At 74.7% G+C, this 12,992-nt stretch carries 6 protein-coding genes; all 6 read right to left on the bottom strand.

Going from position 1 to position 12,992, the window contains the following annotated elements:
• Positions 1-130 precede the first annotated feature (130 nt).
• Positions 131-1,687: an MDR family MFS transporter gene (locus N8I86_RS34775; RefSeq protein ID WP_260148924.1), complete on the bottom strand. Its 1,557-nt coding sequence runs from the start codon at positions 1,685-1,687 to the stop codon at positions 131-133.
• Positions 1,688-1,733: 46 nt separating this feature from the next.
• Complete coding sequence (locus N8I86_RS34770) at positions 1,734-8,264, bottom strand: beta-ketoacyl synthase N-terminal-like domain-containing protein (protein ID WP_263279621.1); 6,531 nt, start codon at positions 8,262-8,264, stop codon at positions 1,734-1,736.
• Positions 8,265-8,401: 137 nt separating this feature from the next.
• The gene (locus N8I86_RS34765; protein ID WP_263279620.1) at positions 8,402-9,040 is read right to left on the bottom strand and encodes a beta/alpha barrel domain-containing protein; all 639 of its coding nucleotides are present in this window, start codon (positions 9,038-9,040) and stop codon (positions 8,402-8,404) included.
• Between the two features lie 445 nt (positions 9,041-9,485).
• Entirely contained in the window at positions 9,486-10,898 is a 1,413-nt protein-coding gene (gene fabD, locus N8I86_RS34760) for an ACP S-malonyltransferase (protein WP_263279619.1), read from the bottom strand.
• Positions 10,899-10,944: 46 nt separating this feature from the next.
• Complete coding sequence (locus N8I86_RS34755) at positions 10,945-11,751, bottom strand: enoyl-CoA hydratase-related protein (protein WP_123440802.1); 807 nt, start codon at positions 11,749-11,751, stop codon at positions 10,945-10,947.
• Positions 11,752-11,758: 7 nt separating this feature from the next.
• Entirely contained in the window at positions 11,759-12,991 is a 1,233-nt protein-coding gene (locus N8I86_RS34750; RefSeq protein ID WP_263279618.1) for a hydroxymethylglutaryl-CoA synthase family protein, read from the bottom strand.
• Position 12,992 lies beyond the last annotated feature (1 nt).

Genomic DNA, 12,992 nt, shown 5'->3' with positions numbered 1-12,992 from the left:
CGTCCTTCCGGTGCGGAGATGCGTGGCTCGGGCCGGCCCGCGGGGGCCGGCGCGAGCCACGCTAGGCGGACCGCCGCCGGGGGCTGCACAACTTTGAGCAGGCGGGGGCGGTTCGCCGGCCCGCCGCGGGTCAGCTCGTCGCGGGCGCCTCCTCGGCGGGCCGCTCCGTCGCGGGGTCGGCCCGGCGGGGCATCTCCTTGAGGAACAGGGACACCACGAGGGCCACGGCGACCAGCAGCACGCAGACGAGGAACATGTCCCCCATGGCGTGTGCGTAGCCGTCCAGCGCTCGTCCGCGCAGCGGCTCGGGCAGCCGGTGCAGCGCGGTGACGCCCTTGTCGGCGGCCCGCGCGGCGTCGGGGCCGACGTCGGTGAGGCGGTCGGTCACCCGGGTGGTGAGGACGGTGCCGAGCACGGCCACGCCGACCGCGGAGCCCATCCGCTGGAAGAAGTTGGCGGCGCTGGTGGCGGCGCCGATGTCCTGGGGCGGTACGGAGTTCTGCACGGCCGTGATGACGGGCTGCATCACCAGGCCGACACCGGCGCCGAACAGGAAGGCGTACAGGCCGATCTGCCAGTAGGGCGTGTCGGCGTCGAGGCGGGACAGCAGCAGCATGGTGACGACGAGCAGCGCGGACCCGGAGACCGGGAAGACCTTGTACTTGCCGTTCTTGCTGATCAGTTGTCCGGAGGCGATGGAGGTCACGGTCAGGCCGAACATGGCGGGCAGCATGGCGAGGCCCGAGCGCGTCGAGGACATGCCCATGACCGCCTGGAAGTACAACGGCAGGAACACGATGCCCGCGAACATGGCGGCACCGGCCAGCAGCCCGAACAGCGCGCCGATGCCGAACACCGGATTGCGGAACAGGCCCATCGGGATGACCGGTTCGGCCGCCCGGGTCTCCACCCACACGAACAGCACGCCCAGGGCGACGGCTCCGGCGGCCAGCAGCAGCGACCCCGGCGCGGCCCAACCGTAGGTGTCACCGGCCCAGTTCAGGTACAGAAGGGCGCAGACGACCGCACCGGCGACCAGTGCGGCTCCGGCGAAGTCGACGGTGTGCGGCCGCTGCGGGCTGCGGATGCGCAGGCCCACCGCGGTCGCGACCAGGGCGAGCACACCGACCGGCACGTTGATCAGGAAGATCCAGCGCCAGCCCGGGCCGTCGGTGAACCAGCCGCCGACCAGCGGCCCGACCACGCTGGACAGACCGAACACCGCGCCGAACATGCCCTGATAGCGGCCCCGGCGCTCCGGCGGCACGACGTCGGCGATCACCGCGAGCGCCAGCACGAACAGGCCGCCCGCGCCGAGACCTTGCAGTCCTCGGAAGACGATGAGCTGCCAGATGCTCTGGGCGACGCCGCACAGCACGGATCCCACGACGAACACACCGATGGCGCACTGCACCACGGTACGGCGGCCGTAGAGGTCGGAGACCTTGCCCCACAGCGGTGTGACCGCCATCGAGGTGACCAGGTAGACCGTCACCACCCAGGGCAGACGTTCCAGTCCGCCCAGTTCGCCGACGATGCTGGGCAGGGCGACGCTGACGACGGTCTGGTCGAGGGCCGACAGCAGCATCCCCGCCATCACGCCGGCGATGGCCAGGGTGGCCTGACGAGGGGTGGGCAGGGCCGGTGCCGCGTCCGCGGCCGGGGCCGCCTCTGCGGAGTTTTCCATGGCTGGTCCGTTCCTTCCGTGGGGGGTCTGGCCGGCGGGCCGGGCGCTACGGCACGGGCGCCGCCGGGGTGGGTGCGGAAACCTCGGCCGTCACCTGGCGGGTGACGAAGCGGAGATCGAGGATGGCGGCACGTACCGGAGCCGGCCCGGGATCGGGCGTGCGGTCCGGGGTGCCCGCGTGGGAGACGGAGCCGGTGGCCGTGCCCCTGCCGGAGACCGGGTCCGGCGAGGGCATGGCGCCCGCGGGACCGGTGTGTGCGGGGGCGGCGGTGTCCCGCTCCAGCCACAGCCGCCTGCGGCGGTACTCGGGTGCGGGCAGCGGCTGTCGCACCGGTACGCCCGCGGGACGGTCGCGCGGGTCGAGCGCGGAGGCGACGAGGTGGGCGTTGGTCCCGCCGAGTCCGAAGGAGCTGATCCCCGCGACCCGCCGCTCGGGCGGCGCCGCCCATTCCTCGACCGCCGTCACCGGCCGGAACGGGGAGTGCGCGAAGTCGAAGCGCGGGTTGGGTGTGTCGCAGAAGAGGGTGGGCGGGATCAGTCCGTGCTCCAGGCTCAGCGCGACCTTGATCAGACCTGCCACGCCCGCCGCGCTCAGCAGGTGCCCGACGTTGGCCTTCACGCTGCCGATGGCACAGCGGCCGTACGGTTCCTCGGCACCGGCGAACGCGTCGGTGAGCGCCTTGAGTTCCATCGGGTCGCCGATCCGGGTGGCGGTGCCGTGCGCCTCCACGAGCCCGATCTCGTCGGCCCGGCGGCCGGCGGCGGCCAGGGCCTTGCGGACGACGGCGGTCTGCGCGGCTGGGTTCGGCGTGGTGGTGCCCATCGTGTGGCCGTCGTTGTTGACGGCGACCGCCTCGATCACGGCGTGGACCGGGTCGCCGTCGCGCAGGGCCGCGCCCAGCGGCTTCAGCAGTACGGCGCCGCAGGCCTCCCCGGGCACGATGCCGTCCGCCTGCTCGTCGAAGGGGCGGCAGCGGCCCGTCGGCGACAGCACCCGTGCGGCGCTGAACTCCAGGTAGGGGCGTTCGTCCAGCAGGATCTCCACACCGCCGGCCAGGGCGAGCTCCGACTCCCCGGACAACACGCTGCGGCAGGCCAGCTGCACGCTCACCAGGGACGACGAACAGGCGCTGTCCACCACCAGGTTGGGGCCGCGGAAGTCGCACCGGTGCGCCACCTGGGCGGCCAGGAAGTTCTGGTCGGACTGGAGCACGTCGGGCCGCAGCGGCGCGCGGCGCGGGTAGGTGGAGATGCGGCCGCCGACGAACACGCCCACGTCCCGGCCGCGCAGTTCCTCGTCCCGGTACCCGGCGTCGGCCAGGCAGTCCCGGGTGGCTTCGAGGAACAGCCGGATGCCCGGGTCCAGGACGGTGGCCTCGTCGTCCGTGAGCCGGAACGGCTCGGGGTCGAAGCGTTCGAGGCCGTCGAGGAATCCGCCCCACTTCCCGGTGCTGCGGCCCGGTGCGTAGTCGGGGCTGTAGAGCGCCCCGGTGTCCCACCGCCCGGGCGGTACCTCGGTGACGGCGCAGTCTCCCTGGAGGAGGTTGCGCCAGTAGGTACGGACGTCGGGCGCACCCGGGAAGCGGCCCGCCATGCCGATGACGGCGACCTTGGTCTCCGTACCGCCGTGCGCGGGGCGGGGGGCGGCCGCGGGGACTTCGGCCGGGTGCGAGGGCTCGTGGGCGGGTGGCGCGGACACGGCCGGGGAGGCGGGTGCGCTCGCGGTGGGCGCGTCGGCGGGCGGGGCCGTCCGCGGTGCCGCCTCGTGGCGCGGGGCGAGGCCGAGACCGGTCAGGTGGCCGTGCAGCTGCTCGACGCTGGGGTGTTCCAGCAGCAGCGACGGCGGCAGGCGTTCGCCGACGGCCTCCTCGACGTGATCGAGGAGCTCGCCCAGCATCACGGACTCCACGCCGAGGTCGGCGAAGTCCGCCGTGACGTCGAGGTCGGCCTCCGGGGTGCCCAGCACCGCGCACACCAGCCGCACCAGCCAGGCGGGTCCGCCGTCCGTCGGGGATTGCGCGGAGGACACGTCGGCACACGCAGAGGACACGTCTGCACCCGTGGCCGACACGTCGGCGCGGCCCGCGTCGGGCGCGGGCCGTGGACGTACGGCGGCCGCCGGCTGCGCGGGCGCGGTACCCCCGGCCCCGCCGGCCCGGCTGTCGAGCAGTGTGCCGGCGTCGAACGACGGGTCCAGCGGAACTGCCGGCAGCACCGTGCCGCCCCAGGGCATCGCCAGTACCTGGTCGAGGACGCGCAGGCCCTGCGTGTCGTTCAGGGTGTCCAGGCCGACGGGCGCGCAGACGTTCTCCTTGCCCCGGGCCGCCCCGCTGTCGGTCCACATCGGCCAGCACACCGAGCGGAAGTGGGCACCGCCCTGCCGTACCCGGTGGGCGAGGAGGAAGTCCATAGCCGCGTTGGCGGCCGCGTAGTCCGTGACACCCGCGGCCAGGCGGGGAACGAGCGCGCAGGCAGAGGAGAAGGCCACGAAGAAGTCGAGCCGGTCACCGGCGCAGAGGGTGGCGAGGGTTTCGAGGCCGTCGGCCTTGGGTGCGAAGGACGCCCGTATCGAGGCGGTGTCCTTGCCGACGAAGGCGGGACGCCCGGTCCCGATCCCGCCCGCGCAGTGCACGACGCCGCCCAGGGGCGCGAGTTCGGTCCGCACACGGTCCAGGAAGGCTCCGAGGGCGGACGCGTCGGTGAGCGGGCCGGTGTGCACCAGGACGCGGGCGCCGAGCCGTTCCAGCCGTCGTACGTTCTCCACGGCCTCGGCCTCGGCGTCGCCCAGTGCCTCGGGCGCGTTCCACAGGTGACGGGCCGGCAGCGGCCGGCCGCCGAGGACGGCGATCGCCCCGGCCCCGCGTTCGGCGAGGTGGGCGGCGACGCGGGCGCCGATGCCACGGGTGCCGCCGGTGACGACGTACGCGCGGTCGGGGTCCGGGGTGAAGGGGACGGCCCGGCCGAGGGTGGGGCGCAGCAGGGGTTCGTAGCGCAGCCCGTGCCGGTGGCAGATCTCCGCCCTGGCGCCCGGCCGGTGCCACTCGCCCCACAGTGAGGCGGCCAGCCGGTCCGTGTCGGCGGTGGCCAGGTCGGTGTCGACCACGGTGGTGGCCAGCCGGCCGTACTCGGCGCCGAGGCAGCGCAGGAACCCGGCCATGCGGGCGCCGGAGGGATCGGGGGCGGGGCCGTCGAGGTCCTGGAGTCCGCGTACGGCCTGGATGCCGCGCAGTCGTGCGCCGGGCCGGGCTCCGAGCAGGCGACGGACCAGCAGCAGCCGGGCGGTCCACGGCCCGGGGTCCCCGGGGTCGGTGCGGTCCAGGTCGGTGAGGTCGATCCAGCCGGCGATCAGCGGATGGCGGGCGAGCAGGTCACCGGTGACGGCGTCGGCCTGCTCGTCGTCGGCGAACTCGGGGGTCGCATCGCGGAGTTCGGGGGTTCCAGGGTCATCCCGGACGAGGACGGGAACGAGGGTGCCCGGTGGTGCCGACGCCGCGAGTGCGTCGGCGAGACCGCGCGTGGCCGTGCCGTACAGACAGAGCACCACGCCCTCGGTGGGACCGGAGCCGGCGCCGACCTCGCCGGTGGGCAGCCACTCCCGACGCAGCAACAGGGCGTCACCGTCCGGCTGTTGCTCGGCCCGGCCGGGGCCCGCCGCGGCGGCCTGCGCCCGCACCGCCTCCCCGGGCCGGGGCGGGCCCGCGACCGCCGGTGCCGGAGCGTCGGCGGCGGGCGCACCGGGTGCGGTCTCCGGTATCCAGCACCGCATACGGGCGAAGGGATAGGCCGGCAGGGTGGCGACGCGTGGCCGTGCCTCCGGCTCCCGCGGGTGCAGCAGGGGCCAGTCCACCGGCCCGCCGGACACCCAGTGCCGGGCGAGCGCGCCCAGGTCGGCCTCGGGTCCGTCGGGCAGCAGCCGTCCCTGTGGCCGTCCACCGTGCGGGGCCCGGCCGCGTACGACCACGTCGGCGCCGGTGGCGGAGCCGGCCGCGAACTCCGCCAGACGGGCGGACGCCTCGGCGGGGTCGCGGGCCACGAGCGCCAGCCGTTCCCGCAGCGGTTCCCGGCCCACCTGGAGGGTCCAGGCGACGTCGGCCAGGTCGGGTGCCCCGGGAGCGCGCAGCCGCGCGGCGAGGCGCGAGGCGGAGTCCTGCAGACGCTGTTCGTCGTACGCCGACAGCACGAGCAACTGGGGGCGGCCCGGTCCGGTCGCCCGCGGTGCGGTGGTGTCCGGCTCGTTGCGGGCGGGGTACTCCTCCACGATCAGGTGGGCGATGGTGCCGCCCGCGCCGAAGGAGCTGATGCCGGCGCGCCGGGGACGCGGTGTGCCGTCCGGGCCGGTCGGCCGCGGCCACGGGGCGGCGGTCCGCTGGGCCCGGAAGGGGACGGTGTCCCAGTCGATGTTCGGGTTGAGGTCGTCGGCGTGCAGCGTCGGGGCCAGGGTGCGGTGCTCCAGCTGGAGCAGGACCTTGGTGAACGCCGCGATGCCGGCCGCGGCCTCGGCGTGCCCGATGGTGGACTTCACCGAACCGATCGGCAGGGATCCCGCGGCGCGGTCGCCGGTGCCGAAGACCCGGCCCAGACCGTCGATCTCGACCGGGTCACCGAGGGCGGTGCCCGCTCCGTGGGCCTCCAGGTAGTCGATGTCGCCGGGGAGCAGTCCCGCGTCGGCGAGGGCGCCGCGGACCACCTCGCCCTGCGCGGCGGGCGACGGCACGAGGTAGCCGTTGGTGCGTCCGGCGTGCACCACGGCGCTGCCCCGGATCACGGCGCGCACCCGGTCGCCGTCCGCGAGGGCGCGTTCCAGCGGCTTCAGGACGAGGACGCCCACGGCCTCCGCCGGTACGAACCCGTCGCCGCCCGCGCCGAAGCTGCGGCACCGGCGGGAGCTGGAGGTGAGGGACATCAGCCGCTGCTGGACGAACTTGTTGGGGTGCAGGGAGAGGTTGACGGCACCGGCGAGGGCGATCTCGCAGTCACCGGCCCGCAGCGCCCGTACGGCCAGGTGCAGGGCGGCCAGCGAGGAGGAGCACATGGTGTCGACGGCGAGGCTGGGACCGTGCAGGTCGAGGATGTACGAGACGCGGTTGGCGATGTTGCCGAGCGCGCCGCCCGCGTAGGCGGGGCGTCCCCGCAGGGTTTCCTCGACGCCGAAGAAGGCGTAGTCGGCGTACATGGCGCCGGCGTACACCCCGACCCGGGAGCCGTGCCGCTCGCGCAGCCGCTGCCGGGGGTGGGCGGCGTTCTCCAGGGCGGCCCAGGCCGTCTCCAGGAAGAGCCTTTCCTGCGGGTCCATGAGGGAGGCGTCGCGGGGGGTGATGCCGAAGAGCAGCGGGTCGAAGCGGTCGACGTCGTCGAGGAATCCGCCGATCATGTCGTCGACGGGCCAGCCGGGCCGGTGCCGTTCGGGCGGCAGGGCGGTGACGCAGTCGTGTCCGGTGGCCAGACGCGACCAGAAGGTCTCCAGGTCCGGAGAGTTCGGGAAGCGGCCGGCGACACCGATGACGGCGATCGCGCCGGTGCCGTCCGCCGCGGGCCGCGCGTCCGGGCCCGCGGCGGGATGTGCCGCCCCGGCCGGGAGGGTGCGGAAGACGGGGTCGCGCGACGTTTCCGGTGCCGGCTCCGGCGTGCGGCGCCGGGCTCCGCACCGGTGCACGGCGTCCGCGGCCACCGCGGCGATGTCGCCGTGCTCGAAGAACAGGGTCCGGCTGCCGACGCCCCAGTCGTCGGCCAGCAGTGCGTTCAGTTCGCCGATCTGCAGCGAGGTCAGTCCGTACTCGACGAAGGGGGTCCGCGCGTCGAGCTCGTCCCGGGGTATCCCCGACACCTCGGCGTACCGGTCGAGAAGGGCGTCCTCCAGTGCGGCCACGCGCGGTTCGGCCGGATCCGGTGCCTGAGCCGCTTGCGGAGTGCCGGGCACGCGGGCGGTGTCCGGTGCGTGCGGTCGTGTGGCGTCGGCGGACTCGGACTTGGACTTGGACTCGGTCATGGACACGGACGGGGACGCGGACTGGGCCTCGGCTCCTGCGCCGGCCCCGGCCTCCGTCTCCGTCTCCGTCTCCGTCTCCGCGAAGGGGTACACCGGCAGGGGCACACGGGACCGCCGCGTGCGCCAGTAGCTCTGCCAGGGCAGGTCGGCGCCGTCGGCCCACTGCCGGGCCGCCTCCGCCGCGGTGACGGGGGAACCGGCGGCGGCCCGCGCTCCGGGGGCTGCCTGCCCGGTGTGCACGGCCGGGTCGGGGCGGCCCGCCAGGAAGGCGCCGAGCCCGGCGAGGACACCGTGGAGATCGGGGTGCACGACGGCCAGCCGGTGCCGCATCGGCACCCTGCCGGTCTGCGTCGTCCAGGCCACGTCGGCCGCCGCCGGCGCCCGTTCCTGCCGCACCAGGTGGGCGAGGCGGTCGTGCAGGGCGCGTGCGGCACGGGCCAGCCGCGCCGGGTCGCCCGCCGACACCAGGACGACGACGGGATCGGCCGGCCCCGGTTCGGCGCCGGCGGGCCGCGGGTCCGGGGTCGGCGGCGGACCGGAGGTACCGCCGCCGGGGTGGCTGTCGATGTCGGTGCGCTCCATAGGGTTCATGCCGTCTCACTCCACGGGTGTCGACCTCTGCTCGGTCCGTGTCGGTCCGGGCACGCCGCATGCCCGTGAGGTCCCGTGTACGGGACGCCACTGTCCGTCGCAGACCGTATCGGCGATTGCTTGGTGTGTCCGCTCATTCATGGGCGCATTTCGGCCCGGCTCACCACGCCCGCGGCCAGGAGTTCCGCGGCTTTTGTCAGCAGGTGTCCGGCGACCGCGCCGGGCGTGCGTGCCTGGCGCGCGGCGAGTCCGGTTCCCAGGGCCGCTCGGTTGAAGTGCGTCAACTCCGGGTCGCACGGGAGCTGGTGGTCCAGGGGGCGGACGGGGTCCCCCGCGCCGGTGCGGCGGGCCGTCTCGCGCACGTACCAGCGGAAGACGTCGGTCGTGCGGACCCGGCCGTCGAGGGCGCCGGGCGGCAGGCCGGCGGCCGGCCCGCCCAGTACCTCCTCCTCGATGTGCCGCCGCCGGGCCGCCGGGACCTCGACGAGGAACCGGTGCGCGCGCAGGAGGCGGTGCAGCAGGTGGGCCCGGGCCGGGAAGAGGGTGCCGCGCCGGACCACCCGTGCGGGGACACCCAGCGTGGCGTACCGCTCGGTGGGCGCCCAGGTGAGGTCGTCGTCCGTCACCTCCGTGAGGGTCCGGCCGAGTTCGGCGGACAGCCGGGCGTTCGGCGCGCAGGCCGTGAGCGAGGTGGAGACGAGGAAGGCGGCGCCCAACGCGAAGGCCGTGGCGGCCTGTTCGGGTGTGCCGACGACCCCGCGCAGGCCGACGTGCACGGGTTCCGGACCCGGGCCACGTGCGGCGAGAGCGGCAACGGACGGCAGCAGCTGATAGGCGTCGGCGCCGTCGGCGTGCCAGCCGGCCGGGGCCTGGACCGCCAGGTCCGAGGCGACGGGCAGTTCCCGGGCGGCGTCGGCCTCCTGCGCCGACAGCCCGCCGGTGCGGACGAGTTCCGCGAGCAGGTCCGGCGAGGGGGCCGCAGGAAGGCGGCTGCCTGGTCGAGCCCGGACACCCGGGCGAGGACGTGCCGTCGGGCGACCGGGGTGCCGGCCGGGGTGCGCCGGGCACCGGTGAAGCGGAAGCGGACGAGGGCCGCGTCGGGGCCGTAGGGGTGGTCGGCCTCGACGTGGCGCACTCCTCGGTCGAGCAGCAGGGTGACCAGCCGGTCCGCGCCGGGCCCGGCGCGCAGACCGATCCCCCAGCCGTGGCGGGCCGCGGCGGTCACGGCCTGAACCAGTGCCTCGGCCGGGGCTTCCGCGGTCCGGGGCCGTCCGGCACCGGGCCGGCGTCCGGCGCGGCGGCAGGTCCGGTGCGGGCCGCCGGACCGGTCGGGTCGGCGAAGTCCGAGGGACCCCTCGGGTCGGCGAAGCCAGCCGGACCCGTCGGGTCGGCGAAGGCAGAGGGACCCACAGAGTCGGCGAAGGCCGCCAGACCCGCCTCCCGTGCCGCCCGGCACACCTCCTCCCCGACGGCCCCGTCACCGGTTCCGGACGCCACCCAGGCCAGACGCAGTCCGTAGCGCTCCCGGAACCGCGCCGCTCCCAGCCGTTCGGCAGTCGGCCGCCCGGGACGCGCGAGGGAAGGTGTGCCCGTCGGCCCCGCGGCGGGCGTCACTCCACCGGCCCCCGGGGGCACCGCCCCCGGGACAGCAGCCGGTACCTCACGGGAGGCCTCGGACACCTCGGTCTCAGCCTCCACCTCTGCCTCGGCCGCGGCCCCCACCTCCACCTCCGCCTCCGTGCCCGCGCCCGCGTCCGCCCCCACCAACGTCCCCACCCCCGCCGCCGGTCCCGGGAGTTCGGCCCGTGCGACCGCCCACAGTTTCGTCAGGACGTTGCCGGGGCCGACCTCGACCAGGTCCGTGACCCCGTGGTCGACGAGGTGGGCGAGGCTCTCCCACCAGCGCACCCCCTGGCACATGTGCTCACGCAGCCGCGTGGCGATCTCGTCGGCGCGGTGCGGCCGGGCGGTGACGTTGGAGACGACGGGGACCCGGGGTTCGCGGAAGGTGACGGTGTCGAGGACCGCGCCGAGCCGCCGGGCCGCCTCGGCCATGTACCGGGAGTGGGCCGCCACGCTGATGTGCAGCAGCACGCACTTGCCCGCGCCCGCGCGCCGCAGCACGGGCGCCAGCTCGCGGATCGACTCCTCGGGCCCCGAAAGGACGCTCTGCACGGGCGAGTTGTGGTTGGCCAGATCGATGTCGTCCGCGCCCTCCCGGCGCAGCACCTCGCGCAGCCGGTCGACGTCAAGACCGACGACGGCCAGCATCCCGCCCCCGCTCGTGCCGCCCATGATCTCGGCGCGGGCGACGACGAGACGCAGTCCGGTCTCGAAGTCGACCGCCCCGGACGCGTAGAGCGCGCTGTACTCGCCGAGGCTGTGCCCGATCATGAAGTCGGGCTGCGACCCCCGGGCGGCGAGGTCCAGATAGGTCAGGGCGCTGATCGTGTAGAGCACGGGCTGGAGGGCGCGGGTGTCGCGCAACGCCTCCTGATCCGCACTGAGTTCGCGCACCGAGCGGCCGAGCACGGCGTCGGCGCGGGCGACGACTCCGGGGTGCCGGTCGAAGAGACCCACGCCCATGTCCTTGCGCTGTGATCCCTGGCCGGGAAACGCCCATACGACGCTCATCCGCGCTCCTCCCTGCGGTGCGCTCGGCGGCTCGGGGGCGGCGGGCTCACCGCTCCCACGGATAGCGTCCTTCGGCGGCGAACCGTGCCATGCCCTCGCGGACTCCCGGTGCGGCGGCGAGCCGTGCGAACGCGGTGACCGCCCGCTGCTCGGTCTCGGCGGTGAGGGGATGCAGCGCGCAGAGGTAGGACTTCGCCTCACCGATGAGCCGGCCGTCGAGCTTGGTCAGCCGGGACAGCAGCCGCCGCACCAATACGCCGGGATCGGGCGAGAGTTCGTCGGCGAGTCCGCGCCGCACCGCCTCCTGGGCGGTGAGCGGCAGGGTGGTGAGGGTCATGGTGCCGGCCGTGCGGAAGCCGGTGCGGCGGATCAGGAACGGCAGGACGGAGCAGGGCAGGAGACCCCAGAGCGCCTCGGGGAGGCTGAACACCCCGCGTTCGGTGGTGTGGACGAGGTCGCAGGCCGCGGCGAGGCCGACCCCGCCGCCCGCGACCCGCCCGTCCACACAGGCCAGGGTCAGTCTCGGCAGTTCGGTGATCCGGCGCAGCAGCCGGAAGAAGCCGGCCCCGTCGGTCGCGGCCGGGCCCAGTCCTTCGTCGCCGGTGCTCCCGGAGGAGGGCCCGAAGGCGTCCTCTCCCGCGGCCTCCGCCATGTCCATCCCGTTGCAGAACACCTGGCCGGGCGAGTCGATCAGGACCAGCCGGCAGGTGTCGGACTTCTCGGCGGTGTCCAGTGCCTCGTGCAGGTCCGCGATCAGGTCGGAGTCGACGGTGTTGCCGCGCTCGGGGCGGGCCAGGGTGATCCGCAGGACGGCGGGGTCCTGGTGCTGGACGCGGACGGTGCCGTGGCTCATCGGTCGGTCAGCTCCAGGTGTAGAGGCGGTGGAAGTTCTCGATGCGGTCGAGGATCAGCAGTCCCGCCCGGTCGAACAGGTCGTCGTAGAGGTCCGCGTAGGGTTTGGTGTCGACGTCCAGGTCCCGCACCCCGAACGCGCGGTCGCCGCCGAGTTCGGTCACGGCGTCGTACTCGGCCATGGTCAGCTCGCGCCGGGCGTCGAGGGCGGCGCCGATGCGCAGGGCCCCGGCCTCGGCGACGGCCCGCTCGCCCAGGACGCCACTGAAGAACTCCGACTGGCATCCGGAGCCGTAGGAGAACAGGCCGATGCGGCACGGCACTTCGGGGCGGCCGTGATCGAGGAGGGAGCAGAGCGCGAGGTAGAGCGAGGCGGAGAAGAGGTTGCCGACGCGGGAGCCGTATTCGAGGGTGGGGGCGACCCGGCGGGTGAAGTCCTCGGCCGCGTCGCGGGGACCCATGCCCTTGTGGCTGCGCAGCAGCATACGGTGGGCGCCCTTGACCATGCCGGCGAACGGGGTGTGCAGCACCAGGTGCTCGAAGCTGTCGACGACGTCGGCACCGGCCACCCGTTCGCGATAGGCGGCGAAGCTGCGCTCCAGACAGGTCATGTACGACAGCAGGGACACGTCGGAGTCGACGACGTCGAGGTCCGGGCGGGGGCGCAGGGTGTCCATCACCTCGAAGGTGTGCAGTCCGCTGGCGCCGGGATCGAGTTCCAGCACCCTCGGGTCGCGGCCGACGAGGAGGGCGACGGCGCCCGCGCCCTCGGAGGGCTCCCAGTAGGTGCCGCGGGCGGCGGCACTGGGCGCGTCGGCGGCGATGACCAGCGCCTTGGCGGTGCCGACGGGGGACGCGCCGATGATGCCGGCCGCGGTCTGCAGCGCGGCCGTACCGCCGTAGCAGGCGTGTTTCACCTCGAAGGACCGGCAGCGGGAGCTGAGGCCGAGGTGGTGGTGGATGTAGGTGGAGATGGGTTTGCCGAGGTCGAGCCCCGACTCGGTGCCGACGACGAGGAGTTCGATCGCCTCGCGTTCCTCGGGGGCGAGCCGGTCGACGAGCGGCTTCGCCGCGTTGACGGCGTTGGTGACCGCGTCCTCGCAGGGCAGGTTGACCGACTTCTGACGCATCATCAGGTTGTCGAACCGGGTCATGTCCAGGCCTCGACCGCGGAACAGGTCCGCCACGCCGAAACAGGCGCGTGCCACATAGGCGTTGATCGCCTCGATGCCGACGGCCATG

Origin of the sequence: Streptomyces albidicamelliae (assembly GCF_025642175.1) — a bacterium.
Lineage (GTDB): Bacteria > Actinomycetota > Actinomycetes > Streptomycetales > Streptomycetaceae > Streptomyces > Streptomyces albidocamelliae.
The sequence above is the reverse complement of the archived record's forward strand: the minus strand, read 5'-3'. Positions and strand labels throughout refer to the sequence as shown.

Coding starts and splice junctions, on each gene's coding strand:
- N8I86_RS34775 (WP_260148924.1), bottom strand. CDS start 1,687: ATGGAAAACTCCGCAGAGGCGGCCCCGGCCGCGGACGCGGCACCGGCC.
- N8I86_RS34770 (WP_263279621.1), bottom strand. CDS start 8,264: ATGAACCCTATGGAGCGCACCGACATCGACAGCCACCCCGGCGGCGGT.
- fabD (WP_263279619.1), bottom strand. CDS start 10,898: ATGAGCGTCGTATGGGCGTTTCCCGGCCAGGGATCACAGCGCAAGGAC.
- N8I86_RS34755 (WP_123440802.1), bottom strand. CDS start 11,751: ATGAGCCACGGCACCGTCCGCGTCCAGCACCAGGACCCCGCCGTCCTG.
- N8I86_RS34750 (WP_263279618.1), bottom strand. CDS start 12,991: ATGGCCGTCGGCATCGAGGCGATCAACGCCTATGTGGCACGCGCCTGT.